This is a genomic window from Azorhizobium caulinodans ORS 571, assembly GCF_000010525.1.
Classification (GTDB): domain Bacteria; phylum Pseudomonadota; class Alphaproteobacteria; order Rhizobiales; family Xanthobacteraceae; genus Azorhizobium; species Azorhizobium caulinodans.
Window position 1 is genome coordinate 2,717,709 of record NC_009937.1, and the last position, 24,451, is coordinate 2,742,159.

24 protein-coding genes are annotated in these 24,451 nt (G+C 67.9%); 18 read left to right on the plus strand and 6 right to left on the minus strand.

Annotated features, from left to right (window positions below; translation table 11 throughout):
- Positions 1-2: 2 nt before the first annotated feature.
- On the plus strand, positions 3-566 hold the full coding sequence (gene rsmD / locus AZC_RS12375) for a 16S rRNA (guanine(966)-N(2))-methyltransferase RsmD (RefSeq protein WP_012170917.1): 564 nt from the start codon (positions 3-5) through the stop codon (positions 564-566).
- Positions 567-569: 3 nt separating this feature from the next.
- On the opposite strand, the gene AZC_RS12380 is transcribed toward rsmD, so the two are convergent.
- The 4 genes from AZC_RS12380 to efp all read right to left on the minus strand — a co-directional run bounded on the left by AZC_RS12380 (position 570) and on the right by efp (position 6,175).
- Complete coding sequence (locus AZC_RS12380; protein ID WP_244421709.1) at positions 570-2,894, minus strand: mechanosensitive ion channel family protein; 2,325 nt, start codon at positions 2,892-2,894, stop codon at positions 570-572.
- A 120-nt stretch (positions 2,895-3,014) separates the two neighbouring features.
- Positions 3,015-4,892, minus strand: a complete 1,878-nt coding sequence (gene mutL, locus AZC_RS12385; protein ID WP_012170919.1) for a DNA mismatch repair endonuclease MutL — start codon at positions 4,890-4,892, stop codon at positions 3,015-3,017.
- Positions 4,893-5,011: 119 nt separating this feature from the next.
- Positions 5,012-5,428, minus strand: a complete 417-nt coding sequence (locus AZC_RS12390) for a response regulator (protein ID WP_043879290.1) — start codon at positions 5,426-5,428, stop codon at positions 5,012-5,014.
- 177 nt (positions 5,429-5,605) lie between these two features.
- Positions 5,606-6,175, minus strand: coding sequence for an elongation factor P (gene efp, locus AZC_RS12395; RefSeq protein WP_012170921.1), 570 nt, complete (start codon positions 6,173-6,175; stop codon positions 5,606-5,608).
- Positions 6,176-6,294: 119 nt separating this feature from the next.
- On the opposite strand from efp, the gene epmA reads away from it, so the two are divergent.
- Both epmA and AZC_RS12405 read left to right on the plus strand, forming a co-directional pair.
- Entirely contained in the window at positions 6,295-7,344 is a 1,050-nt protein-coding gene (epmA, locus tag AZC_RS12400; protein ID WP_043879291.1) for an EF-P lysine aminoacylase EpmA, read from the plus strand.
- A gap of 90 nt (positions 7,345-7,434) precedes the next feature.
- Positions 7,435-7,911 (plus strand): DoxX family protein, encoded by a 477-nt coding sequence (locus AZC_RS12405; protein WP_052285918.1) that lies wholly within the window; start codon positions 7,435-7,437, stop codon positions 7,909-7,911.
- A 91-nt stretch (positions 7,912-8,002) separates the two neighbouring features.
- Here AZC_RS12405 and AZC_RS12410 read toward each other — a convergent pair whose 3' ends face one another.
- Entirely contained in the window at positions 8,003-8,701 is a 699-nt protein-coding gene (locus tag AZC_RS12410; protein ID WP_081434125.1) for a ribonuclease HII, read from the minus strand.
- A gap of 204 nt (positions 8,702-8,905) precedes the next feature.
- Between AZC_RS12410 and AZC_RS12415 the strand changes: the two genes are divergently transcribed.
- Both AZC_RS12415 and moaB read left to right on the plus strand, forming a co-directional pair.
- Entirely contained in the window at positions 8,906-9,766 is an 861-nt protein-coding gene (locus AZC_RS12415) for a KPN_02809 family neutral zinc metallopeptidase (protein WP_012170925.1), read from the plus strand.
- Positions 9,766-10,329 carry a molybdenum cofactor biosynthesis protein B gene (moaB, locus tag AZC_RS12420; RefSeq protein ID WP_012170926.1) on the plus strand — a complete coding sequence of 188 codons (564 nt, stop codon included), beginning with the start codon at positions 9,766-9,768 and terminating at the stop codon, positions 10,327-10,329. The genes AZC_RS12415 and moaB overlap by 1 nt, the downstream gene beginning before the upstream one ends.
- Positions 10,330-10,332: 3 nt before the next feature.
- On the opposite strand, the gene AZC_RS12425 is transcribed toward moaB, so the two are convergent.
- Entirely contained in the window at positions 10,333-11,112 is a 780-nt protein-coding gene (locus AZC_RS12425) for an HXXEE domain-containing protein (RefSeq protein WP_012170927.1), read from the minus strand.
- A gap of 149 nt (positions 11,113-11,261) precedes the next feature.
- Between AZC_RS12425 and AZC_RS12430 the strand changes: the two genes are divergently transcribed.
- The 13 genes from AZC_RS12430 to AZC_RS12490 all read left to right on the plus strand — a co-directional run bounded on the left by AZC_RS12430 (position 11,262) and on the right by AZC_RS12490 (position 24,389).
- Positions 11,262-12,911, plus strand: coding sequence for an acyl-CoA dehydrogenase family protein (locus tag AZC_RS12430; protein WP_043879292.1), 1,650 nt, complete (start codon positions 11,262-11,264; stop codon positions 12,909-12,911).
- Positions 12,912-13,089: 178 nt separating this feature from the next.
- Positions 13,090-13,371, plus strand: coding sequence for an acyl carrier protein (locus tag AZC_RS12435; protein WP_012170929.1), 282 nt, complete (start codon positions 13,090-13,092; stop codon positions 13,369-13,371).
- A gap of 117 nt (positions 13,372-13,488) precedes the next feature.
- The gene (locus tag AZC_RS12440) at positions 13,489-13,962 is read left to right on the plus strand and encodes a 3-hydroxyacyl-ACP dehydratase FabZ family protein (RefSeq protein ID WP_012170930.1); all 474 of its coding nucleotides are present in this window, start codon (positions 13,489-13,491) and stop codon (positions 13,960-13,962) included.
- Positions 13,955-15,154 (plus strand): beta-ketoacyl-ACP synthase, encoded by a 1,200-nt coding sequence (locus AZC_RS12445; protein ID WP_012170931.1) that lies wholly within the window; start codon positions 13,955-13,957, stop codon positions 15,152-15,154. Before AZC_RS12440 ends, AZC_RS12445 begins: the two co-directional genes overlap by 8 nt.
- Positions 15,155-15,312: 158 nt before the next feature.
- On the plus strand, positions 15,313-16,593 hold the full coding sequence (locus AZC_RS12450; RefSeq protein WP_012170932.1) for a beta-ketoacyl-ACP synthase: 1,281 nt from the start codon (positions 15,313-15,315) through the stop codon (positions 16,591-16,593).
- Positions 16,590-17,351 (plus strand): SDR family oxidoreductase, encoded by a 762-nt coding sequence (locus AZC_RS12455; RefSeq protein ID WP_012170933.1) that lies wholly within the window; start codon positions 16,590-16,592, stop codon positions 17,349-17,351. The genes AZC_RS12450 and AZC_RS12455 overlap by 4 nt, the downstream gene beginning before the upstream one ends.
- Positions 17,352-17,368: 17 nt before the next feature.
- Positions 17,369-18,391: a zinc-binding dehydrogenase gene (locus AZC_RS12460; protein ID WP_012170934.1), complete on the plus strand. Its 1,023-nt coding sequence runs from the start codon at positions 17,369-17,371 to the stop codon at positions 18,389-18,391.
- Positions 18,392-18,413: 22 nt separating this feature from the next.
- A complete protein-coding gene (locus AZC_RS12465; RefSeq protein ID WP_012170935.1) occupies positions 18,414-19,337 on the plus strand; it encodes a lipid A biosynthesis lauroyl acyltransferase in 924 nt (307 codons plus the stop codon).
- A gap of 74 nt (positions 19,338-19,411) precedes the next feature.
- Positions 19,412-20,200, plus strand: coding sequence for a transporter substrate-binding domain-containing protein (locus tag AZC_RS12470; protein ID WP_012170936.1), 789 nt, complete (start codon positions 19,412-19,414; stop codon positions 20,198-20,200).
- 270 nt (positions 20,201-20,470) lie between these two features.
- On the plus strand, positions 20,471-21,409 hold the full coding sequence (locus tag AZC_RS12475; RefSeq protein WP_043879293.1) for a GGDEF domain-containing response regulator: 939 nt from the start codon (positions 20,471-20,473) through the stop codon (positions 21,407-21,409).
- A gap of 375 nt (positions 21,410-21,784) precedes the next feature.
- Positions 21,785-22,726, plus strand: a complete 942-nt coding sequence (locus AZC_RS12480; RefSeq protein WP_043879294.1) for a GGDEF domain-containing response regulator — start codon at positions 21,785-21,787, stop codon at positions 22,724-22,726.
- Between the two features lie 83 nt (positions 22,727-22,809).
- Entirely contained in the window at positions 22,810-23,292 is a 483-nt protein-coding gene (gene purE / locus AZC_RS12485; RefSeq protein WP_012170939.1) for a 5-(carboxyamino)imidazole ribonucleotide mutase, read from the plus strand.
- A 2-nt stretch (positions 23,293-23,294) separates the two neighbouring features.
- A complete protein-coding gene (locus tag AZC_RS12490; protein WP_012170940.1) occupies positions 23,295-24,389 on the plus strand; it encodes a 5-(carboxyamino)imidazole ribonucleotide synthase in 1,095 nt (364 codons plus the stop codon).
- Positions 24,390-24,451: the final 62 nt, after the last annotated feature.

The window sequence follows — 24,451 nt, forward strand, 5'->3', positions numbered from 1 at the left end:
CCATGCGGATCGTCGGCGGCAAGCATCGCGGGCGCCCTCTTCAGGCGCCCGCTTCCAAGGCGACGCGGCCGACCACGGACCGGCTGCGCGAGAGCCTCTTCAACATGCTCGCCCATGCCTATGGCGATGCGGCCGACGGCGCGCGGGTGCTGGACCTGTTCGCCGGCACCGGGGCGCTCGGCATCGAGGCGCTATCACGCGGCGCGGTGTTCGCGCTGTTCGTGGAGGAGGCGGCGGAGGCCCGCGCCCTCATCCGGGCGAATGTGGACGCGCTGGGCTTGGCCGGTTCCACCAAGATCTTCCGCCGTGATGCGACCGCGCTGGGCGAGATGGGGCCGGGCGGTCCCTATGATCTCGTCTTCTGCGATCCGCCCTATGGCAAGGGGCTGGCGGAAGCCGCCCTCGCCTCCGCCCGCGACGGCGGCTGGCTGGCACCCAATGCGCTGCTCATTGTCGAGGAACAGACGGGCGCCTTCACGGTGCCGGACGGCTTCGAGGAAATCGAGCGCCGGCGCTATGACGACAGCGAACTGACCTTCCTCCAGCCGGTGGCCAGCGCACCCTGAGCTTCACACCCGCTCGGGGTGGCGCTCCACGGTGGGCAGGATCTCCTGCGCCTCGTCGTCCCGGCGCTCCCGCGCGCCCGGATGCTCCTCGATATGCGGTCCCGGCCGACGGGCGGCGCGGGCGGCCTCCGCCACGCGGCGCCGGTCCTCCTGCACCTGAAGGGCGTTGGCATCGGTGAGGATATGCAGCGGCGGGGCGTTGCCGGCCTTGTCGGTGCCGAAGAAGAGCCGGCGCTGGGGAAGCGGAATCTCGATGCCCCGCGCATCGAACGCTGCCTTGATGCGCCGGTAGAATTCGCGCTTCACGTTCCACTGGCCGAGCGGGCGCGTCTTGAAGCGGCCGCGCAGCCAGACGGCGGATTCCTGAAGGCCCTCCACGCCCACCACCTCGAACGGCTCGATGATGGTCTCGGCCAGCGGCCCGGCGCGGCGCATGTCCTCCGCCACCTCGGCCATGGTCTTCAGCGCCTCGTCGATATTCTCCCGGTAGGAGACCATCACGTCCACGACCGCATAAGCGAAGCCCTTGGACATGTTCTTGATGGTCTGCACCTCGCTGAAGGGGATGGAATGCACGTTGCCGTCGAAATCGCGCATGTGCACCGTGCGGATGGTGATTTTTTCCACGAGACCCGAATGGGCGCCCACCTCCACCACATCACCCACCGACAGCGTGTCCTCCATGAGGATGAAGATGCCGGTGATGACATCCTTCACCAGCGTCTGCGCCCCGAAGCCGATGGCGAGGCCGAAGACACCGGCACCGGCCAGAAGCGGGGCGATGTTGACGCCGATTTCCGAGAGCAGGATCAGCCCCACCAGCGTCAGAAGCACCACGCGAAAGCCATTCTGGAGGAAGGGCAACAATGTCTTTAGCCGGCTTGACGACGGATGCCGGCGGATCAGCCGCTCGGCAAAGGCGGTGCCCACCTCCCAGGCGATGAGCGCCGAGAGCGCCACGACGCCAATGGAGATGCAGCGGCTGAGCAGGCGCTGGCCGTTGTCGGAGGCGAGCCACGCGAAGGGACTTCCGCCCCAGATTTCCAGCAGCACCAGCAGCGTCAGGACCGCCAGCAGGCCCTGGAACACCTGCCGCAGGATGGGCAGATAGCGGTTCGCTCGCGCCTCCAGCAGCGGATACTGCCGCCGCACCTCGGGGCTGAGGTGGAAGATCATGCCGAAGCCGCGCTGGAGGAGGCGCGCGGCGAAGCGCGCAGCGACGATGGCAAGCACCGAGAGAGCGGTCGCCTGCGCGAGAAAGGCAAAGCCGTCCCGCACATCCAGAACCCAGACGAAATAGCCGGCCACCACATAAGCGATGGCGAGCAGGTGCCAGAAATCCGCCACCTGATTGCGCAGGCGCGTAAGCGACGTGCCGGCTTCGCCCGAGGCCCGCAGCCAGCCCGCCACCGAGGCGCGGATCTGGAGCAGGAAGACGATGGCCATGCCGGCCACCAGCAGCCCGAGCACATCCAGGAGGAAGGCATAGGCGCTGGTCGAGAGGCCGAGGATCCAGGCCGCCCGCAGCAGGAAATAGCCATAGACGACGGTGTTGGCGAAGCGCCCGACCCAAAGGAAGCCATAGGCCGCACTCTCGTCGTCCAGCGGCGGCAGGCGCAGGCGCCGGCTCTCGGGCGAGAGCACCGCATGGCCGAACGCAATGATCGCCCGCGCCATCACGCTCGCATTGACCAGCGTGACCACGGCGAGGCGCACCACGAAGCTCATCTCCACCGCGCCCAGCACCGCGAAAGCGGCGGCGGCAAAAGCGATGATGGGCAAGGCCAGCAGCACCGCCCGCACCAGAATGAGGAAGAGGCGGATGACGAGAAGATCGCCCGCCCGCCGCTCGATGGCCCGGCGCGGGCGCGCGAGCAGCAAGGACGCCAGCCACTCGGCGGCAAAGGCGGCCGCCAGCGCGAGCACCACGGTGCCGGCCGCCCACGCGATACGCCGCAGGGCCGCCGGGTCGCGCAGCGCTTCCACGGCCTCGGACATCTGGGTCGGCAAGTTCTCGATCTCGCCCACCACGGTCAGCACGCCGCTGGAGAAATCGGAGAGGGAGCGGGTGGTGCCGGCCACCCAGTCATCGGCGGCCGGCGTGCCGGTCGTGGCGTCGCGCGCTTCGAGCAGAGCGCGCAGCCGGGCGGTGAAATCCGCCCGCGCCTTGTCGTCGGAGAGCGTGTCGAGGAGCACCTTGAGGCTGTCCTCGCTCTTGGGCGCGGCGGTGGCGGGAGACGTTACGGACCCCGCAGGCGCGGCCGGGGTCTGGGCGAAACTGGCAGAGCTGAACAGGAGGCAAAGCGCCAGGCACAAGGCCCGGATCATGGCGCATCGCTGCATCAAGCCATCCCTCTTTGCTGCGGGCAGAGGCGCCCCGCGGCAAGGGGCGCCTCTCCTGCAACGGTCGGGCGGCGGGATCGTTCCGCAGCGCAGCGCGACGGGGCCTCAGCGGCGGGCGAACAGTTTTTCCACGTCCTTCAGGGACAAAGTGATGAAGGTCGGCCGTCCGTGATTGCACTCGCCGGCGTTCGGCGTCTCCTCCATCTCCCGCAGGAGGGCGTTCATCTCCTCCACCCTAAGGCGCCGGCCGGCCCGCACGGAGCCGTGGCAAGCCATGGTGGCGGCCACGTGCAGCAGGCGCCGCTCCAGCGGGAGCGCGTCATCCCATTCCGCGGAATGCTCAGCCACGTCCCGCACGAGTTTCGTCACGTCCGCCTTGGCGAGCAGCGCCGGCACCTCGCGCACCAGAACCGCGCCGATGCCGAAGGGCTCGATGACGAGCCCGAGCGCCGCCAGATCCCCAGCCCGCTCCGCCAGCCGGTCCGCCTCGGCCGGATCGAGATCGACCACCGCAGGCACCAGCAGGCCCTGCCGTGCCACCCCGTCCCGCTCCAGCGCGGCCTTCAGCTTCTCATAGACGAGGCGCTCATGGGCGGCGTGCTGATCCACCAGCACCATGCCCTCGCGGGTTTGCGCGACGATGTAGGTCTCGTGCAGTTGCGCGCGCGCCGCGCCCAGCGGCCGGTCGAGATCGCCCGTCTCGGGCACGGCCGCATCGGCGCGGGCGTCCGCGGCGGGCATCCCGACGTCGAAGGAAGCCTGCACCGCTTCGGCGAAGCTTTCCATCTCGGCCTCGAGCGCCCCGTCCGGCTCCGCCACGTTCAGCGGGCGCGCGGGGGAGGCGCGCCAATCGTAGCCCCCGGCCGGCATGGGCTCGGCCCGATAGGGCCGGAACTCCGGGATGGCGGCGGCGGGGCGCGCCGGCTCCAGTTCCGGCGTGCGGGCGAGTTCCACCAGCCGGTCGGCGATGGTGCCGGCGGTGCTCGGCACGCGGGCGGCGAGCGCATCGGTCAGCGTGCGCACCAGAAGGGCGCGCACGTTCCCCCCGTCGCGAAAGCGCACCTCGGTCTTGGCGGGATGAACGTTCACGTCCACCTCGCGCGGATCGAGGCTGAGGAAGAGGGCGAGCACCGGATAGCGGTCGGAAGGCAGCAGGTCGGAATAGGCGGCTCGAAGCGCGCCCATCAGCAGTTTGTCCCGTACCGGCCGGCCGTTCACGAACAGGAATTGGGAGAGCGAATTGGCCTTGGAATAGGTGGGCAGTCCCGCGAGCCCCACCAGCCGCACCCCGCCCCGCTCGCCCACCACCGGAATGAGGTTGCGCCCCGCCTCCGCGCCGAGGACATCGGCGACACGGGCTGCGCGACCGGCCTCATCCATGGACCTCGCCACCCAGGTGAGGGGCTGGCGGTCATCAGTCATCAAGGTGAAGGCGACATCGGGCCGGGCCAGCGCGAGGCGGCGCACCACGTCCGCGGCGGCGGCGGCTTCGGCCCGGTCGGATTTCAGGAATTTCAGGCGCGCGGGCGTCGCGAAGAAGAGATCGCGCACCTCCACCCGCGTGCCGCCATTGAGCGCCGCCGGACGGGGCGGGGTGACGACCCCGCCCTCGACGCGAATCTCGAAGGCATGGGGCGCGGACTTGGGGCGGCTGGCGATGGAGAGGCGCGCCACGGCGCCAATTGAGGGCAGCGCCTCACCCCGGAAGCCCAGCGTCGAAATGGCGAGAAGGTCTTCGGTGGGGAGCTTGGAGGTGGCGTGACGCTCGACGGCGAGGGACAGTTCGTCCGCACTCATGCCGGAGCCATTGTCGGAGATGCGGATCATCTCCCGTCCGCCACCGACCACCAGCACCTCGATCTCCGTGGCGCCGGCATCGATCGCATTCTCGACCAGTTCCTTCACGGCCGCCGCAGGACGCTCGACCACTTCGCCCGCGGCGATGCGATCAATGAGAACGGGCGGAAGGCGACGGATGGTCATGAGGATGATTCGGCCGATGACTGGGAACGGCCCGATCCTAGAGCAGCGGGCCCCTCCTCCCTAATCGAGGGCCCGGAGGCTGCTGCGTCGTCCACGCAAACCGGCGTGGTGCCGCAAAGTCAGAAGGACATGGACTGGTCGTTGTCCGAATGCCGGTCCGGCCCCGCATCATCGTCGCCGTCGAAGATCTCGCGCAGCGCCGCCGCCATGCTGGCGATGGTATAGGGCTTCGGCACGCGCACGGCGTCCGCAAAGCGATCGGGCACGCGCGAGACGCCGATGTAATCACTGCAGAAGATGAGCGGGATGCCGCGGTCGCTGAGGATCTCAGCGGCGGGAAACACCACCTCTCCCTTGAGATTGATGTCGAGGATGGCGGCATCGAGCGGCTCGCGCTCGGCCGCCTGAACGGCCATGGCGAGGGTGGTGGCGGGTCCGACCGTCTCGTAGCCGAGGACGCGCAGATTGTCCTGCAGGCCCAGCGCTACGAGGAACTCGTCCTCGACCACCAATATCCGCTTTCCCGAAACACTCATCACAGAACCACCTTCTTCCCCCGCTGGTGTTGCAACGGGGAAAGACGAGACGCGGTTCCATTTGCCGCCTTGCATGGAACGCGGGAGGGTCATACCGCCAAGTTGCAGCACGCGTCCCGCGCTCGCGTCAGCAACAGCCGAGCAGCGCCGGAGCCGATGGTCCGGCGCACCTTCGGATCAGTCCTTGGCACGCTCCACATAGGAGGCGTCAGCGGTCATGATCACCACCCGGGTGCCGGCCGCAATGTGCGGGGGCACCATCGTGCGCACGCCGTTCGACAGCATGGCCGGCTTGTAGGACGAGGAGGCCGTCTGGCCCTTCACGGTGGGCTCGGTGTCCACGATCTCCAGCACCACGCGCTGGGGCAGCTCGATGGCGATGGCATTGCCATTGTGGGTGGAGATCATGCATTCCATGCTTTCCTGGAGATACACGGACTGATCGCCCACCACGTCCTTGGGAACGGTGATCTGCTCGTAATTCTCCGGATTCATGAAGGTGTAGCCGTCGCTATCCTCATAGAGATAGGTATAGGGGCGGTCTTCCACGTAGGCGCGCTCCACCTGCTCGGTGGTGCGGTAGCGCTCGGAGATCTTCACCCCGTCGGAAATGCGGCGCATGTCCATCTGGGTCACCGGGGTGCCCTTGCCGGGATGGATGTTCTCGGCACTGAGAACCACGTAGAGCTTGTCATCGATCTCGACGACATTGCCCTTGCGCAGAGAGCTGGCGATGACCTTGACCACGTTTTTTCTTCCTCAGACAGATGTCGGCGACATGCCGCAGTGTTTCAGCCGGGCGCACCATAACGATCTTCGCGATTTGCGCCAGTCCTGCCCGGCAACCCTGCGCCCGGGCCGCTGACATGACCCGCCCCAGCCCCTGGTGGCACCCGAGCGTCCATGAGGACCGCCGCCCCTTTCTCCTCGCCCGCGCCCGCATCGCCGCAGCCATCCGCGCCGATTTCGCCGCCCGCGACTTTCTGGAAGTGGAAACGCCTGTGCTTCAGGTGTCGCCGGGGAACGAGGCGCACCTGCACGCCTTCGCCACGCTCTGGCGGCGACCGGAGGGCGGCACCCTGCCCTATTATCTGCGCACCTCGCCGGAGTTTGCCGCCAAGAAGCTGCTGGCGGCCGGGGAGCCCCGCATCTTCGAATTCGCCCGTGTCTTCCGCGACCGCGAGCGCGGCACGACGCACCATCCCGAGTTCACCATGCTGGAATGGTACCGGGCCCGCGAACCCTACGAGACCCTGATGGAGGACTGTGTCCGCCTGCTCCGCCTTGCTTCCAACGCGGGCGGCATCTCCGGTTTTTCGTTCCGGGGGCGGAGCTGCGATCCCTTTGCCGAGGCCGAGCGGCTGACGCTCGTCGCGGCATTCGCGCGGCATGCGGGCATCGATCTGTCCCGCTTTCTCGCGCCGCCGGGGCACGAGCCGGAAGCCGCTCCCTTTGCCGAGGCGGTGGCGGCGGCGGGCATCCGCACCGCGCCGGACGACACTTGGGCGGACCTCTTCTCCCGTGTTCTCGTGGAGAAGGTGGAGCCGCATCTGGGCGACGGACGCCCGACCCTGCTCTGCGAATATCCCACCAGCGAGGCGGCCCTCGCCCGTCCCACCGTGGCCGACCCGCGCGTCGCGGAACGTTTCGAGCTCTATGCCTGCGGAGTCGAACTCGCCAATGCCTTCGGAGAACTGACGGACCCGGTGGAGCAGCGGCGGCGCTTCGAGATCGAGATGGCGGAGAAGGCCCGCCTCTATGGCGAGCGCTATCCCATCGACGAGGGGCTTCTGGAGGCGCTGGAGCATATGCCCGAGGCGAGCGGCTGCGCGCTCGGCTTCGACCGCCTTGCTATGCTGGCGAGCGGTGCCCGGCGCCTCGACGACATGCTGTGGGCGCCAGTCGAGATTTCGTGATCCACGTTTTCGCCACATTTTGCGTTGCGTCAATCACAGACTGTTCTGCCCCGCTCAAGATCAGCCTCACTGATTAAGTGGAGAACAGTCATGTCGATCGGAATTTCTCACGGCAAGGCGATCCCCGAAGGCAACGGCTCGCTGCTGCGCAAGCTGATCGGCCCGGTGACGTTGCCCAACCGCTTCGCGCTCACGGACGGCATGAATGTGGTGCGCATCATGGCCGGCCTCTGGTACGCGCCTCATGTCTATCAGAAGCTGAGCGGCATCGAGGCCTCGCTGGGCTTCTTCACCAAGGCGGGCTTGGTCCCGGCGCCCTTCTTCCTCGGTCTGTCGATCCTGTTCGAGAGCCTCTGCTTTCTCGGTTTCACCTTTGGCCTGTTCACCCGCTGGATCGGCCTGATCTCCTTCGGCTGCATGGTCGTCGCGGCCTATGCCATCATCCAGACCAAGGGTGTCAACTGGTACTGGGCCAAGGGCGGCATCGAATATCTCGCCTTCTGGGGCATCACTTCGCTGGCCATCGCCATCGATGCCTGGCGCAAGGAGCAGGCGTTGAAGGCCTGAGCTTGTCGCGAAACGCAGAGCCCCTCCGGCCATGGGTCGGAGGGGCTTTTTGCTGTTCGCGCGCTGGCGCCGAAGGCCGCGATGTTGCGTGTCACACGAGCGCGTCGACCAGCGGCTCGGCTTCGATCTCCAGCATTTCCGTCTCGAAGAGCACAAGCTGCTGCGCCCGCACCGGTGCGAAAGACGTGCGGTGGTGCCGGCAGGGGCCGAGCCGGCGCAGCGCCGCCCCGTGCTCCGCGGTGCCGTAGCCCATGTGACGCTCGAATCCATAGCCCGGAAAGGCCGCACCAAGCCCCACCATGAGGCGGTCGCGCGTCACCTTGGCGACGATCGAGGCGGCTGCGATGGAGGCGATCAGCCCGTCGCCGCCGATGACCATCTCCACCTCGCATTCGAGCGGAGGCCGGTCGTTGCCGTCCACGAAGACGAGGCGCGGGTCTTCAGGAAGGCCCTTCACCGCATTGGCCAGCGCCCAGAGCGTCGCCTGCCGGATGTTGTCGCGATCGATGCGGCTCGGCGGCGCCATCACCACCGAAACCTCGGCAGTGGCGCAAATCTCGTCGAACAGCGCCTCGCGCCGGGTGGCGGTGAGCTTCTTCGAATCGTCGAGGCCGGCCGGAATGCGCTTGGGATCGAGAATGACGGCGGCCGCGACCACCGGACCGGCGAGTGGACCCCGTCCCGCCTCGTCCGCGCCGGCGACCGGTGCCATCCCTGACTTCAGGACCGCCCGCTCCCGCTTGAAGCTGAGGCCGGCCAGTGTCTTCACGGCCGTGGCCGAGCGCGCCATGCGATTCATCCCCGTTCCAGAACGTCGGGGAAAATGCACGGGGCCGTGGGCACTTGGCAACTTCGGAGGAGTGCTGAGCACAGACGGTCGCAGGCCGGTGCTTGACGGCCACCGGCGCGGGGGCCACTCATCCGTGCGTTTGCCTGATGAACCCGTGGGGCTGGCCGGAGGTTGACCTCGGCCGCTGCACGCCGGGAGATCAAGATGCGTCTGGACGACTTCAAACCCAGCTCCAATGTCGAGGACCGCCGGGGGATGAATTTCCCCGGAGGCGGCGGCGGACTGGGGATCGGCACCGTCATCGTGGTGGGCCTCTTGGGCTGGGCGCTCGGCATTAATCCGATGACGCTGCTCGGCGGACTGGAGGCCCTTCAGGGCTCTGGCCAGCAGCAGACGACGCAGGGCCGCAAGGGGCCGCCGGACGATCAGGTGGCGCAGTTCGCGGCCAAGGTGCTCGCAACGACCGAGCAGGTGTGGACCGACCAGTTCCGCCAGCAGGGCCGCACCTACACCAAGCCCACCATGGTGCTGTTCTCGGGCCGGGTGCAGTCCGCCTGCGGCGACGCCTCGGCAGCGGTCGGGCCCTTCTATTGCCCCGTGGACCAGAAGATCTATCTCGATCTCGACTTCTTCAGGGAGTTGGCCACGCGCTTCGGCGCACCGGGAGATTTCGCCTCGGCCTATGTGATCGCCCATGAGGTCGGCCACCATGTGCAGAACCTCATCGGCATCCTGCCCAAGCTCCAGCAGGCCCAGCGCAATGCCGCGACCCAGCGGGAGGCCAACGGCATCTCCGTGCGCTCCGAACTCATGGCCGACTGCCTAGCCGGCGTCTGGGCCAATCACGCCAATGCGGATTACCGCGTGCTGGAACCCGGCGACGTGGACGAAGGCATGAAGGCGGCGGCCGCCGTGGGCGATGACCGGCTCCAGCGGCAGGCCACCGGGACGGTGGTGCGCGACAACTTCACCCACGGCTCCTCCCAGCAGCGCGTCACCTGGTTCATGCGTGGACTGAAGGCCGGAAACATGAACCAGTGCAACACCTTGCAGGGAACGCCCTGATGCCCGGCATCGACGAGAGCCGCCCGTTCGTGGCGCTGAACATCGCCGTCCTGACCATCTCCGACACGCGGGTGATGGAGGATGACCGCTCCGGCAGCCTGCTGGTGGAGCGCCTCACCCTCGCCGGCCACAGGCTGGCGGACCGGCGCATTGTCACCGACGACGTGGAGGAGATCCGTGGCGCGGTCAGTGCCTGGATCGCCGATCCGACGGTGGACGTGGTCATCACCACCGGCGGAACCGGCTTCACCGGCCGCGATGTCACGCCGGAGGCCGTGGAGCCGCTGTTCGAGAAGCGGATGGAGGGCTTCTCCACCGTCTTCCACATGATCTCCTTCCCCAAGATCGGCACCTCGACGCTCCAGAGCCGGGCGACGGCCGGGGTCGCGAACGCCACCTATATCTTCTGTCTGCCGGGCTCGCCGGGGGCATGCCGGGACGGCTGGGACGAGATCCTCGCCAACCAGCTCGACGTGCGCTTCCGCCCCTGCAATTTCGTGGAAATCCTGCCCCGCCTCGACGAGCATCTGAAGCGCGCCAAGGCGAAGGGTGCCACCGTCTGAGCCCTATTCCACCTCGGCGCGCTGCGGCTTCGGCCGGGGCGCGCTGCGCCGGCGCGGCTGCTGCGGCGCGGGCGGCGGTGGGGGCGGCGCCATCAGGCGGCGCATGCCGAGATACATGAGGGCCGCCGGCACCAGCCCGTTCAGCACCTGCAGGCCGTTCAGCGGCCAGAGCGGAAGATAGCCGCGCAGAAAGGCCATCAGCGATCCCATCAGCACCGCATGGACCGCGATTCCGCCGGCAAGCGTCAGGCCAAGCGCCCGCAGCGGCGCGCCGAGGCGCGCGCGTGCGACCCACAGCGTCCAGATGTTAAGCGGCACGAAGAGGACGCAGGCGGTCAGGAGGCCGGGGTTGTAGCGCCATTCCACAACCGCCGACCCGATGTGGGTCAGCGCATTGACGAGCGGGATGGCGAAGAAGCTGAGACCTATGGGTGGCATGCGCCGCACCAGGAGCCCCGAGATCAGACCCGCGATCCAGACCGTGCCCACATTGACCGCCGTGATGAAGGACAAGGGCACCGGACAGGCGATCGGGTCCCGATAGCTCAGGATGCGGCAGAGATCGGTGCGGAAGGCATAGGGCTGGCCGAAGAGATCGACCCCATGCTCCTCGAACTGGTGCAGCAGGTAGGCGGCAAAGGCGAGCCAGACCAGCCATTGCAGGTCAAACCAGCGGGAGGCGCGGCGATCCGCCTGCAGCCCATCCGTGGCGAACAGGACCACAAGCAGCGCGACGGCGGCACCGAGGCCGATCCAGGGCCAGATGATCGCGAACACGGGCATGGCCGCAGCCTAAGGGAGAGTCGGGGAGCCGCAAAGGGCGCGGCCGACGACGCGGACCGCTGTGCCCAGTTTGCGTGAGGCGCGTGTCGGGCGCACTCTGGAGCCAGTCGCGGCCCGCAAAGAGGCCGCCCAGCCCCGGGAGGGTGCCCATGCCAGTTTCCTTGCGCGAGGCCACGCGTCCGCCCGTGGCCGGACTGGAGGCGGAGGGTTTCAACCAGCCGCCGCCCTTCACGGATGTGGACCTTCTCGCCTGTGACGCCGCTCTGCGCGATGCGCTCGGGGCGCATGGTCCGGTGCCCGCCCATCTGCGCTCCGCGGGCGCCGAGTGGGGCAGCCGGGAGCGCATGTGCCTCGGCCGGCAGGCCAACGAAAACCCGCCCCGCCTCCACTCCCATGATGCGCGGGGGCAGCGGCTCGATACGGTGGAATTCCATCCCGCCTACCACGCCTTGATGGCGGCGAGCAGCGCCGGCGGCTTGCACTGCGCCACCTGGCAGGGGGAGCGGCACCTCCACCGGGCGGCCCGGCTTTATCTCACGGCGCAGGTGGAGGCGGGGCACATCTGCCCGCTTACCATGACCCACGCCGCCCCCGCCGCCCTCGCCGCAGCCCCGGAGCTTCAGGCCGAATGGCTGGGGCGCCTCACCTCCCGCCTCTATGACGGCCGCTTCCTGCCCTTCTGGGAAAAGACCGCCGTCACCCTCGGCATGGGGATGACCGAGAAGCAGGGCGGCACGGACGTGCGCGCCAACGTCACCCGCGCGGACCGCACCGGTGGCAGCGAATATGAGATCAGCGGGCACAAATGGTTCTTTTCCGCGCCCATGTGCGATGCCTTCCTCGTGCTCGCCCAGGCGCCGGAAGGGCTGACCACCTTCCTCATGCCCCGCTTCCGGCCTGATGGCAGCGTGAACGGCCTCCGGCTCCAGCGGCTCAAGGACAAGCTCGGCAACCGCTCCAATGCCTCCTCCGAGGTAGAGTTCGACCGTGCCTTCGCCTGGCGCGTCGGCGCCGAGGGGCGAGGCGTCGCCACCATCCTTGAGATGGTGCAGCTGACCCGCCTCGACTGCGCAGTCTCCTCCGCTGGCCTGATGCGGCGGGCACTGTCCGAGGCGCTTCACAATGCCCGGCACCGCAGCGTGTTTGGCCGGCGGCTGGTGGTGCAGCCGGCCATGCGTCTTGTGCTCGCCGACCTCGCGCTGGAGGCGGAAGCGGCGACGGCGCTCGCGATGCGCCTTGCCGCCAGCTTCGACGCGGCCGCCGGATCGCCGCAGGAGGCCGCCCGCGCCCGGCTGCTGACGCCGGCGGTGAAGTTCGCCGTCTGCAAGGCGGCCCCCGACTTCATCTATGAAGCCATGGAGGCGGTGGGCGGCAATGGCTATGTGGAAGACAGTCCGCTGCCGCGCCTGTTCCGGGAGGCGCCGGTGAATGCCATATGGGAAGGCACCGGAACGGTGGTGGCGCTCGATCTGCTGCGCGCCGCCGGCCGCGATCCGCAGGCCATGGCGCTGCTGCTCGACGACCTCGGTCGCGAGGCCGGCGGCCTGCCGGGCGTGACGGCGACCATCCGGCAGGTATCCGGCCTGCTGCGCGACCCGGAGCCCGAACGCCACGCACGCCTTGCGGCCCAGCGCATTGCGATTCTCGCCGCCACCGCCGCCCTCGCCCGACAGGCTCCGGCTGCGGTAGCCGAGGCCTTCGCGCGCACCCGCCTTGCGGCCGGCGCGGGTCTCATCGGCACCAACGAGGTCGAAGGCGCCGCGGACCTGCTTCTGGAGCGGGCGCTGGTCGGAGCCTGAACGGCGCGCTTTACCGTCCTCCGCAGGCGGTGCCATTGAAACCGGGAACGGCCTTCGCTATAGGGGCCACGACGATTCAATATGAGGCCACCCGGCCACCCTTTGCCGTGGCTGCCGTTCTCGCGCAAGCGAGTCGGCCGCGCACCCAGCGGCCGAGACCATTCAAAGAGGCGTACTGATGTCTTCAACGTTCGATACCGTGGCCAACATCATCGCCGAGACCTGCGACATCCCGCGTGACACGATCACGCCGGAAAGCCATGCCATCGACGATCTCGGTATCGACAGCCTGGACTTCCTCGACATCGCCTTCGCCATCGACAAGGCGTTCGGCATCAAGCTGCCTCTCGAGCAGTGGACGCAGGAAGTGAACGACGGCAAGGCGACCACCGAGCAGTATTTCGTGCTCAAGAACCTCTGCGCCCGGATCGACGAACTGGTCGCTGCGAAGACCGCCTGAGGCCCTTTCCCGGCGGGCACCCGCCCGCCGGACCATTCAAGCCTGCGCGGCGCTTGAGCGAAACCCACGCGGCAACGGCCCTCGCCGCTGCCGTTGGCATGACGTCGGACGGAGCGAATGCGCCCTGAAGTTTTCAAGATGGTGGACCGCGTGGTCGCCATCGATCCCGGCCTTGAGACCATCCACTGCGAAGGTCTGGTCCCGCACGAGAGCTCCATCTTCGAGGGGCACTTTCCCGGCCACCCGATCATGCCGGGGGTACTGCTGATCGAGGCCATGGCCCAGACCACGGGCTGGCTGGTGCTCGCCCGCAACCGCTTCGACAAGATGCCGTTCCTCGCGACGGTGAAGGAAGCCAAGCTGCGCACCTTCGTGGTGCCCGGCCAGATGCTCGACCTCCACTCGCGCATCCTACACGAGGGCTCCGGCTTCGTGGTGGCGCAGACCAAGGCGCTCATCGAAGGCAAGCCGGTGTGCAATGCGGAGCTGGTGTTCCGCGTCCTGCCCTGGCCGGAGGGCCGCATGAAGGACGTGGTGCTGAAGGTGGCCGAGCGCGTGGAATTCCCGCTGGCGGACTTCGCCGATGCATGACGACAGGAAGCCGGGCCAGCGCGACGTCTGGATCACCGGCATCGGCCTTGTCACCTCGCTTGGCGAGGGACTGGACGCCCACTGGACAGCGCTGGCTGAAGGCGCGACCCCGGTTGTCGATACAGAGAGCTTCAAGCCCTACATCGTCCATCCGCTGGTCAAGCTGAACTATGACCAGCAGATCCCCAAGAAGGGCGATCAGCGGCAGATGGAGGCGTGGCAGCGCATCGGCACCTATGCGGCCGGCCTTGCGCTCGATTCCGCCGGCATCGCCAAGAACCCGGAGATCCTCGGCCGCACCGACATGGTCGTGGCCGCCGGCGGCGGCGAGCGCGACTTCCAGGTGGACGCGGCGATCCTCAACGATCTGCTGGCCTCCAACGACTGGGGCCGCTCGCTGAACGAGCGTCTGCTCTCGGACCTGCGCCCCACCCTGTCGCTGGCCCAGCTCTCCAACCTGCTCGCCGGCAACATCTCCATCGTGCACGGCGTCACCGGCTCCTCGCGCACCTTCATGGGCGAGGAGAGCGCCGGTGTGGACGCGGCGCGCGTCGCCTATTCGCGCATTGCCGCCGGCCAGAGCGAGATCGGCCTCGTGGGCGGTGCCTACAATGCCGAGCGCGAGGACATGCTCCTCCTCTATGCGCTCAACGACCTGTGCATGACCGGCGACTACCGGCCGGTGTTGGGTGCCGAGACCGCGCCCGGCATTCCGTCCGGCTCCATGGGCGCCTTCCTCGTCCTCGAATCGCCCGAGCACGCCACGGCCCGTGGCGCCAAGCCCATCGCCAAGCTGTCCGGCGTATGGTCCGAACGCGCCCGCCGCACTGAGGCGGGAACGGTCGCCGCCAAGGTGGGCGAGTTGATTGCCGACGCCGGCAAGACGCCGGGCACGGTCGTTTATTCGGCCGCCACCGGTGCGCCCGGCGCGACGGAAGCCGAGGGCGAGGCGCTCAAGGCGGCCGGCCTCCCGGTGCGCGTCGCGACCAATCGCATTGGCCATGGCTTCGAGGCGCAGTTCTCCGCGGTGATCGCGCTTGCCGCGCTCAGCCTGTCACGCGGTGCGGCCATCGCCCCGCTCGCGGCCTCGCCGCTCGAGACGGCTCAGGATGGCGCGCTGGAGCGCGTCATCGTCACCTCCGTCGGCCATTGGCGCGGCGAAGGCGCGGCGCTGGTCGAGAAGGCTGGCTGAGGCAGACCGCTCGCGCGGCGATCTTCAGAGTTATGCGGGCCGCCCGGATGTTTTTCGTCCGGGCGGCTTCGTTTCAAGGGTGAAAAATCGCTCCGGCGCATTAGGTTTGGGCCAAGTTCCGCCCGCCGCGCGCGGGCCGCTCAGATCAGGAGGCGCCCATGGCGCAGACCTATAACGACAAGTTCGGCCGCCCCATCGTGGTCGTGACCGGCATCGGCATCGTCACCTCCCTCGGGCAGGGCAAGGCCGAAAACTGGAAGAAGCTGACGGCCGGCGAGTCGGGCATCCACCGCATCACGCGCTTCCCCGTTGAGGGCATGCGCACGACCATTGCGGGCACGGTGGACTTCCTGTTCGACGAGCGCGTCGCCGCCCCGAACCTGTCCGAGAAGCTCGCGACGCTCGCCGCAGAGGAAGCCATTTCCGAGGCCGGCATCGGCGGCAATGGCGATTTCCCCGGTCCCCTGTTCGCGGCCGTTCCGCCGGTCGAGATCGAGTGGCCCGAGCGCCGGCAGCTGGCGGAAGTCGTGACCCACCGCCCGATGGTCTACCACGACCTCCTCGGCGCAGCCGCCACCGGCAAGTTCCGTCCCTGGCACGAGCGTTTCCTGTTCGGCTCTGTGGCCGATGCGCTTGCCGACCGTTTTGGGACGCGGGGCCAACCGATCTCCCTGTCCACGGCCTGCGCGTCGGGCGCCACCGCCATCCAGCTCGCCGTCGAGGCGATCCGGCGCGGCGAGTGCGATGTTGCGCTCTCCCTCGGCACGGACGGCTCGGTGCATCCCGAAGCGCTCATCCGCTTCTCGCTGCTCTCGGCCCTTACCACCGCCAATGACAATCCCGCCGAGGCCTCCAAGCCCTTCGCCAAGAACCGGGACGGCTTCGTCATGGCCGAGGGCGCAGCGGCGCTGGTGCTGGAGAGCTACGAGCACGCCAAGGCGCGCGGCGCCAGGATCCTCGGCGTGCTGGAAGGCGCCGGCGAGATGGCCGACAATTTCCATCGCACCCGCTCCAGCCCGGATGCCAAGCCCATCATCGGCTGCATCAACCGGGCACTTTCGGATGCCGGCGTCACCATCGCGGATGTGGGCTACATCAACGCCCACGGCACCTCGACCCCCGAGAACGACCGCATGGAGCATGTGGGCTTCTCGGCGGTGTTCGGCGAGCAGCTGAAGAACGTGCCCATCTCGTCCAACAAGTCGATGATCGGCCACACGCTCACTGCCGCCGGCGCCATCGAGGCGGCCTTCTCGCTGCTGACCATCCAGAACAGCCGTATCCCGCCGACCATCAACTACCACGTGCCCGATCCGGCCATTCCGCTGGACGTGGTGCCGAATGTCGCCCGTGACGCCGAGGTGAAGCGGGTGATCTCGTCGTCCTTCGGCTTCGGCGGCCAGAACGTGTGTCTGGTCATTGCGGGTGAGCCCGCGTGAGCGAACCGAAGAAACGCGTTCTCGTCACCGGCGGCGGGCGGGGCCTCGGCTCCGCCATCGTCCGTGCGCTCGCCGCACAGGGCTTCGCGGTGACCTTCACATACCGCAGCGCCGGAGCCGAGGCCGAGGCGTTGATTGCGGCGATCACAGCTGATCTGCCCGACGCCGAGGTGAGCGCCCGCGCCGTTGATCTCGCCGACCGGGCCGCCGTTGAGGCACTGGCCGAAGAACTGGAGAATGGCGAGACCTTCTACGGCTTCTGCCACAATGCCGGGGCGTCCTACGACACGCTCGCCGCCATGGTGGACCAGGACAAGGCCGAAGCGGTCATGCAGGTGAACCACTTCGCCTTCGTGCGCCTCAGCCGCGCCCTGGTGCGGCCCATGACCCGCGCGCGGGAAGGCCGCATCGTCGCCATCGGCTCGGTGGCGGCACTCCAGGCCAATCCGGGCAATGTGGCCTATGCGGCCTCCAAGGCGGCCCTGCTCGCCCATGTGCGCGGGCTTGCGGTCGAAAGCGCCAAGCGCGGCGTCACCGTGAACTACATCGCCCCCGGCTTCATCGACACCGCCATGCTGGCGAAGTTCGCCGATCATCGCGCGCGCCTCGAAAGCCAGATTCCGGCCGGCCGTTTCGCCCAGCCGGACGACGTGGCACAGGTTGCCGCCTTTCTCTTCTCGCCCGGCGCGAGCTATATCACCGGCGCCGTGATCCCGGTGGACGGCGGCCTCACCGCCACGCTCGCCGCCCACCGCTGAACCTCGTCAGGACCAACATGCGCGCCCTTCAACTCGTTTCCGACCGTTCGCTCCAGCTCGTCGACCTGCCCGAGCCCGACGCCCCCGGCGCCGGCGAGGTGCAGGTGCGCGTGAAGGCGCTCGCCCTCAACCACATCGACGTGTGGGGCTGGCGCGGCATGGCCTTTGCCAAGCGCAAGATGCCGCTGGTGGTGGGTGCGGAAGCGGCCGGCGAGATCGTCGCGCTGGGTGCCGACGTGCGCGGCCTGAAGGTCGGCCAGACCGTCTCCATGTATGGCGCCCTGACCTGCGGCCACTGCTCCAACTGCCTCAAGGGCCGCGACAATCTCTGCGAGAACGTGGGCGGCGTGCTCGGCTTCCACGTGGACGGCTTCGCCCGCGACGTGCTGAACATGCCCGAGCGCCTCGTCATTCCCGCCCCCGAGGGCGTGACCTTCGAGGAAGCGGCCTGCGCCGGCATCACGTTCTCCACCGTCGAGCACATGCTGTTCGACAATGCCAAGCTTGAAAAGGGCGAGACCGTCCTCGTGCATGCCGGCGGCTCGGGCATCGGCTCGGCGGCCATACGCCTTGCCAAGGACGTGGGCGCCACCGTCATCACCACCGTGGGCGATGACGAGAAGGCCGCCAAGGCCGAGGCTCTGGGCGCCGATCACGTCATCAACTACAAGACCGAGCGCTTCGAGCACATGGTCCGCAAGATCACCAAGAAGGTGGGCGTGGACGTGGTGTTCGAGCATGTGGGCGTGGACACCTGGCAGGGCTCGCTGCTCTCCATGAAGCCCGGCGGCCGCCTTGTCACCTGCGGCTCCACCTCCGGCGTCTCGACGCAGATGAACCTGATGCAGCTCTTCCAGCGCCAGTACAAGATCTTCGGCTCCTTCGGCGCGACCATCCGGAACGTGGCCGACGGCCTCGAGAAGATGGGCCGGGGCGTGAAGCCGGTGATCGACACCGTGGTGCCGCTCGCGGATTTCAATGCCGGCCTCGAGCGACTGGAAAGCCGCAAGGTGTTCGGCAAGATCCTCGTAAAGTTCTGAGCCGATCCGCCGGGAGACCAGCGTGGGTCACGCAAAGCAGCTGTGGCGCCGGTTTGCGCGCCGCATGCAGCCGGCTTTCGATACGTTCGTAGCCGGCTATGTGCGCGCGTCCATCTGGTGGATGCGGCTTTATCCCGTCTCCTGGTCGTCCAACATCATCGGCACGCTGGCGCGCGTGTTCGGCCCCTGGTTCCTCGTCAGCAAGGTGGCGCGGGGCAATCTGAGGGCCGCCTTCCCCGAGAAGAGCCGGCGGGAGATCGAGGCCATCGTCGCAGGCTGCTGGGACAATCTCGGCCGCGTCGCCGGCGAGTTCGCCGTCCTCGACCGCATCTGGGATTATGACCCGGCCCGCCCCGGCGCGGGCACCATCGAACTGGTCGGCGCCGAAATCATGGCCCGCCTGCGCGACGATGGCCGGCCGGCCCTTTTCTTCACCGCCCACACCGGCAATTGGGAGCTCAACGCCATCACCGGCGAAAAGCTCGGCGTGCCCGGCGGCGTGCTCTATCGCGCGCCCAACAACCAGAAGGCCGCCGAAGTTGTGCTCGCCATGCGCGAGAAGACCATGCCGGGCCTCATCCGCGCCAGCCGCTCGGCCGGTCGGCAGATGGCGCAGATGCTGGAGGAGGGCCAGCACATCGGCATGCTGGTGGACCAGCACTGGGGGCAGGGCGTCACCGTGAACTTCTTCGGCCGCCCCGCCGCCACCAATCCCACCCTCGCCCGCCTCGCCCGGCAGTTCGACTGCCCGGTCCATGGCATGCGGGTCATCCGTCTGCCGAGGAACCGCTTCCGCATCGAGATCACCGAGGAAGTCATTCTGCCGCGCGACGCGGAAGGCCGGATCGACGTGCAGCCAGCGATGCAGGTGGTCACTTCCGTGATCGAGGACTGGGTGCGGCAATATCCCGAACAGTGGCTTTGGCTGCATCGCCGCTGGCGATAAGTCGGCGCGGTCCCTTCCCGTCCGCCCCGTGCCCGTGATGAGGTGGGGCACCGCAAAGACGGGAGGAGCACCACATGATTCACCGCAGGCTGAAGGCGCTGGGCACCGGGCTGCTGCTGGCAGCATTCGCCCTCGGCACACCCGCACGGGCGCAGGAGAGTCACCTCGAGCAGGTGCAGAAGATTGGCGCGCTGAAGGTGTGCACCACGGGCGACTACCGCCCCTTCACCTATCTCGATCCGGCCACCGGCAAGTTCGAAGGCATCGACATCGATCTCGCGAACGACCTCGGCACCGCGCTCGGAGTCAAGGTGGAGTTCGTGAAGACCTCCTGGTCGAACCTCATGAAGGACTTCACCGGCGGCGCCTGCGACATCGCCATGGGCGGCATCAGCATCACGCTGCCGCGCCAGAAGGCGGCCTATTTCTCCATTCCCATCATGGTGGACGGCAAGACGCCCATCACCAAGTGCGAGAATGTCTCGAAATTCCAGACGCTAGCGGATATCGACAAGCCGGGCGTCACCGCCGTGGTCAATCCTGGCGGCACCAACGAGAGCTTTGCCCGCGCCTCGCTGAAGAATGCCAAGATCGTTGTCTTCCCCGACAACACCACGATCTTCGAGGAAATCCTGGCCGGTCGCGCCGACCTCATGATGACCGACGCCATCGAGACCAGGTTGCAGGAAAAGCGCCATCCCGGCCTGTGCGCCGTGCATCCGGACAAGCCCTTCACCTTCAGCGAGAAGGCCTTCCTGCTTCCGCAGGGCGATGAGGTCTTCAAGGCCTTCGTGGACCAGTGGCTGCATCTGCGCCTCAACGACGGCACCTATGCGCGGATTTCCGCCACCTGGATTCGGTGAACGAGGCCGGAGGGCGGGGCGGTTTGCGCCCTGCCCATCATGCCGCTGTTGCAGACTTGTCCTAGAGTTTCAACTCTGGCGACCTTTTGCCATATTGCGGAAACCTGTGTTGTAACTGTTTGTCCGGCACATATCCGCCAATATGGAAATATTGCACCCGCCTCGTCGCCAGAATGGCGCCAAATCAAGGGCGGGCTTTATGGCGCAGCCCACCCCGGCAGAGTTACTGTTCAGCTAACCACAGTTCTTTGCTTCCATGAGTTGGGCCCCATGCGGATTATGTTGGTCGACGCGAGCCGCGTCACGCTGAAGCTCCTCGCCAAGACGCTGCTCGAAAGCCGGCATGACGTCGTTGCCTTCAGCGATGGCGGCGAGGCCCTCAACTATCTGCAGAGCGGGGCCGAGATCGACCTGCTCATGACCAGCTTCGAAATTCCCGGCGTGTCCGGCATCCAGCTCTGCTGGGAAGCGCGGCTGATCGCCAGCAGCGGCCGCCCGCTCTACGTGATCGCCATGTCGTCCAACAACGACGCCGACCATCTGGCCGAAGCGCTGGACAGCGGCGCGGACGACTTCGTCAGCAAGCCGCCGTCCCCGGTGGAACTCGAGGCCCGTCTGCGCGCCGCCGAGCGCATGAACCTCGCCCAGCGCGAACTGGTCCGCCTCGCCACCCGCGACGCCATGACCGATCTGCTGAACCGGCGCACCTTCTTCGCCCGCGCCGAGGACATGATCCACAACCGCACCAAGGCCTCCGTCATCCTGCTCGACGTGGACCTGCTGCGTCACATCAACGAGACCCACGGCTATCCCGGCGGCGACACCGTGGTGATGAAGGTGGCGCAGTCGATGAAGCGCTACCAGGGCATGGCCGCGCGCATCGGCGGCGAGGAGTTCGCCGTGCTGCTACCCGGCCTTTCCGAGGCCGAGGCGGTGGAGGAAGGCGAGCGCCTGCGCTGGTCGATCGCCGATCAGGCCGTCACCATGCCCAATGGGCAACTGATCACCGTCACGGCCTCCCTCGGCGTCGCCGAACGCAAGCCCGATGACAATGTGGACGAGTGGATGGAGAGCGCGGACATCGCGCTCTATGCCGCGAAGGCCGGTGGGCGCAACCGCGTGGTCATGTCCGAGGAGATCATGGACCCGGACGCGCCCCGCGCCGGCCTCGCCCGCGGCGGCGGCGGCCGCGCGCTGCGTGGCGGCTGAGGACGACCCAAGGGCGGCCAGTGGCCGCCCTTCGCGTTTGTGCGGTGTGCCCGCGCTCCGCAGGTCCGGCCCATATGGACGGCCCGCCAGTCGCCGCGGGCGCACCGCGCCTTCAGGCTGAGCCTGTCCGTGGGACCGCCTTATTGCAAGCGCGGCTGAATGTATCGTTGCACCGCCGCCGGAAACATCCCATAGCCCTGTCTGTCATGGATCGTGCGTGACAGCGCTCTAGCATGCGCTTTGCCTTCTGATTCCGTGGGGCACGGCGGATGCGACAGCGCTCGGCCGCGGAGGTTCACCTGCGCGCGACCGCGCCGCATGCCCGGCCCTGCATTTTCAGTCGCGCACCTCGTCATAGTGCAGAGGGTGGTGAGCATGCGAATTGTCCTGGTGGATGCGAGCCGCGTCACGCTCAAGCTCATTGGCCGGATGCTCACGGATAATGGCCACGAGGTGGTCTGCTTCAGCGACGGCCTTGAGGCGCTGGCCTATCTGCACGGCGGGTCGGAGATCGACCTGCTCATGACCAGCTTCGAGACACCCGGTGTGCCCGGCATCCAGCTGTGCTGGGAGGCACGGCTGATCGCGAACGGCGATCGCCCGCTCTACGTGATCGCCATGTCCTCCAGCAACGACGCGGACCATCTGGCGGAGGCTCTGGACAGCGGCGCGGACGATTTCATCCGCAAGCCCCCCGCCCCCATGGAACTGGACGCCCGCCTTCGCGCCGCCGAGCGGCTCAATCAGGCGCGGCGCGAACTGGTCCGGCTCGCGACCCGCGACGGGCTGACCGGACTGCTGAACCGCCGCGCCTTCTTCATCCAGGCGGAAGACCTGCTGCGTCATGGCATCGTGGCCTCCGTGATCCTGCTCGACATCGACCACTTCAAGCAGGTCAACGACACCTACGGACATGACGGCGGCGACGTGGTCCTGACCGCCGTGGCACGGGCCATGTCGGCTTATGCCGGCCGGGCGGCGCGCGTTGGGGGCGAGGAGTTCGCCATTCTCCTGCCAGGTGTCACGGAGAGCGACGCCTACGAGGAGGCAGAACGGCTGCGCTGGCGGATCGCCGACACGGCGGTGACGCTACGTGATGGACGAACGATCTCGGTGACCGCCTCGCTCGGCGTCGCCGAGCACGCCACCGACGACAATGCCGACGAATGGATGAAGCGCGCCGACATTGCGCTCTATGCCGCCAAGACCGGCGGCCGGAACCGTACGGTCATGGGCGAAGAGGTGTCCGACGTGGACGGGCGGGGCTCGGGCCTTGCCCGGAGCGGCGGCGGACGGGTGCGCCAGCGCGCCGAGTAGGGGAGCGGACCGGGAGCGATTCCCCCTTGCCCCGGCAGTCCCGATCCGATAAAGCCGCGCTTTCCTTTGCGGGGACGAACGCGATGGGGCAGCGGCCGGTGGCCGTCATCATGGGCAGCCAGTCCGATTGGGACACGATGCGCCATGCGGTGGAAATTCTCGAGCAGCTCGGCGTCGGCCATGACGTGCGGATCGTATCGGCGCATCGCACGCCTGACCGCATGTATGCCTTCGCCAAGGACGCGAAAGCCGAGGGGTTCAAGGTGATCATCGCCGGTGCCGGCGGCGCGGCGCACCTGCCCGGCATGGTCGCGGCCCTCACCCCCCTGCCCGTCCTCGGCGTTCCCGTGGAATCGAAGGCGCTGCAAGGCGTCGACAGCCTGCATTCCATCGTGCAGATGCCGGCCGGCATTCCCGTCGGCACGCTGGCCATCGGCAAGGCGGGCGCAACCAACGCCGGCCTTCTGGCGGCCGCGATCCTCGCGACGTCCGACGAGGCGCTCGCCGAGCGTCTCTCCGCATGGCGCGCCGCGCGCACGGATGCGGTGGCGGAGCGTCCCTCCTGATCATGCTCAAGCCCGGTTCGACCATTGGCATCCTCGGCGGCGGTCAGCTGGGGCGCATGCTTGCCCTCGCCGCCGCGCCGCTCGGTCTCAAGACGCACGTTCTGTGCCCCGATGCCGACAGCCCCGCCTTTCAGGTGTGCGACGCGCACGTCTGCGCCGCCTATGACGACTTCGACGCGCTCGACCGCTTCGCTGCCGGCGTCGATGTGGTGACATACGAATTCGAGAACGTGCCGCTCGCGACGGCCGAACGCCTGTCCATGCACGTGCCGGTCCTGCCCGGCGCCAAGGCGCTCGCCATCACGCAGGATCGCCTGCTGGAAAAGAGCTTCGTGCGCGACCTTGGCATCGGCACCGCGCCCTTCGCCTCCGTCGATGATCTGCCGGGCCTCGAGGTTGCGGTCGCCGCCATCGGACTGCCGGCGGTGCTGAAGACCCGGCGATTCGGCTATGACGGCAAGGGACAGGTGACGCTGCGGCCGGGCGATGATGTTGCGGGCGCGTGGGAGGCCATCGGGCGCCAGCCGGCGATCCTTGAAGGCTTCGTGCCCTTCGTGCGCGAGGTCTCCATCGTCGCCGCGCGGCGTGCGGACGATGCGTTCGCCGCCTTTGACGTGACCGAGAACGTCCATCGCGACCATATCCTGCACCGTTCCACGGTGCCGGCCACGTTGCAGGCGGACGCCATGCGCGATGCCCGGCGCATCGCCTGCCAGATTGCGTCCGCCCTCGACTATGTGGGCGTGTTTGCCGTCGAGCTGTTCGTGGTCGCGAACCAGGGCGTCGAGAGCGTTCTGGTCAATGAGATCGCGCCCCGCGTCCATAACAGCGGACATTGGACGCAGGACGGCGCCGTGACTTCGCAGTTCGAGCAGCACGTGCGGGCCATCGCCGGCTGGCCGCTGGGCGATGCCCGCCGGCTCGGTCGCGCCGAGATGGTCAATCTCATCGGCGACGATGTGGAGCAGTGGCTGCCCCTGCTGGCCGAGCCCGGCACCCATCTGCACCTCTACGGCAAGGGCGAAGCCCGTCCCGGCCGCAAGATGGGACACGTGAACCGGCTGTGGATCGACGAGAAAGCCGTTCCCGGCTGTTAGGCTGCGACCGGTACAGTCCCTCACGGAACGATCAAGGCCCGCCGGCGATCCGGCGGGCCTTT

Bases quoted from the DNA above. Each gene is read 5' to 3' on its own strand.
- rsmD (WP_012170917.1), top strand. From the start codon at position 3: ATGCGGATCGTCGGCGGCAAGCATCGCGGGCGCCCTCTTCAGGCGCCC.
- AZC_RS12380 (WP_244421709.1), bottom strand. From the start codon at position 2,894: ATGATCCGGGCCTTGTGCCTGGCGCTTTGCCTCCTGTTCAGCTCTGCC.
- mutL (WP_012170919.1), bottom strand. From the start codon at position 4,892: ATGACCATCCGTCGCCTTCCGCCCGTTCTCATTGATCGCATCGCCGCG.
- AZC_RS12390 (WP_043879290.1), bottom strand. From the start codon at position 5,428: ATGAGTGTTTCGGGAAAGCGGATATTGGTGGTCGAGGACGAGTTCCTC.
- epmA (WP_043879291.1), top strand. From the start codon at position 6,295: ATGACCCGCCCCAGCCCCTGGTGGCACCCGAGCGTCCATGAGGACCGC.
- AZC_RS12405 (WP_052285918.1), top strand. From the start codon at position 7,435: ATGTCGATCGGAATTTCTCACGGCAAGGCGATCCCCGAAGGCAACGGC.
- AZC_RS12410 (WP_081434125.1), bottom strand. From the start codon at position 8,701: ATGGCGCGCTCGGCCACGGCCGTGAAGACACTGGCCGGCCTCAGCTTC.
- AZC_RS12415 (WP_012170925.1), top strand. From the start codon at position 8,906: ATGCGTCTGGACGACTTCAAACCCAGCTCCAATGTCGAGGACCGCCGG.
- moaB (WP_012170926.1), top strand. From the start codon at position 9,766: ATGCCCGGCATCGACGAGAGCCGCCCGTTCGTGGCGCTGAACATCGCC.
- AZC_RS12425 (WP_012170927.1), bottom strand. From the start codon at position 11,112: ATGCCCGTGTTCGCGATCATCTGGCCCTGGATCGGCCTCGGTGCCGCC.
- AZC_RS12430 (WP_043879292.1), top strand. From the start codon at position 11,262: ATGCCAGTTTCCTTGCGCGAGGCCACGCGTCCGCCCGTGGCCGGACTG.
- AZC_RS12435 (WP_012170929.1), top strand. From the start codon at position 13,090: ATGTCTTCAACGTTCGATACCGTGGCCAACATCATCGCCGAGACCTGC.
- AZC_RS12440 (WP_012170930.1), top strand. From the start codon at position 13,489: ATGCGCCCTGAAGTTTTCAAGATGGTGGACCGCGTGGTCGCCATCGAT.
- AZC_RS12445 (WP_012170931.1), top strand. From the start codon at position 13,955: ATGCATGACGACAGGAAGCCGGGCCAGCGCGACGTCTGGATCACCGGC.
- AZC_RS12450 (WP_012170932.1), top strand. From the start codon at position 15,313: ATGGCGCAGACCTATAACGACAAGTTCGGCCGCCCCATCGTGGTCGTG.
- AZC_RS12460 (WP_012170934.1), top strand. From the start codon at position 17,369: ATGCGCGCCCTTCAACTCGTTTCCGACCGTTCGCTCCAGCTCGTCGAC.
- AZC_RS12470 (WP_012170936.1), top strand. From the start codon at position 19,412: ATGATTCACCGCAGGCTGAAGGCGCTGGGCACCGGGCTGCTGCTGGCA.
- AZC_RS12475 (WP_043879293.1), top strand. From the start codon at position 20,471: ATGCGGATTATGTTGGTCGACGCGAGCCGCGTCACGCTGAAGCTCCTC.
- AZC_RS12480 (WP_043879294.1), top strand. From the start codon at position 21,785: ATGCGAATTGTCCTGGTGGATGCGAGCCGCGTCACGCTCAAGCTCATT.
- purE (WP_012170939.1), top strand. From the start codon at position 22,810: ATGGGGCAGCGGCCGGTGGCCGTCATCATGGGCAGCCAGTCCGATTGG.
- AZC_RS12490 (WP_012170940.1), top strand. From the start codon at position 23,295: ATGCTCAAGCCCGGTTCGACCATTGGCATCCTCGGCGGCGGTCAGCTG.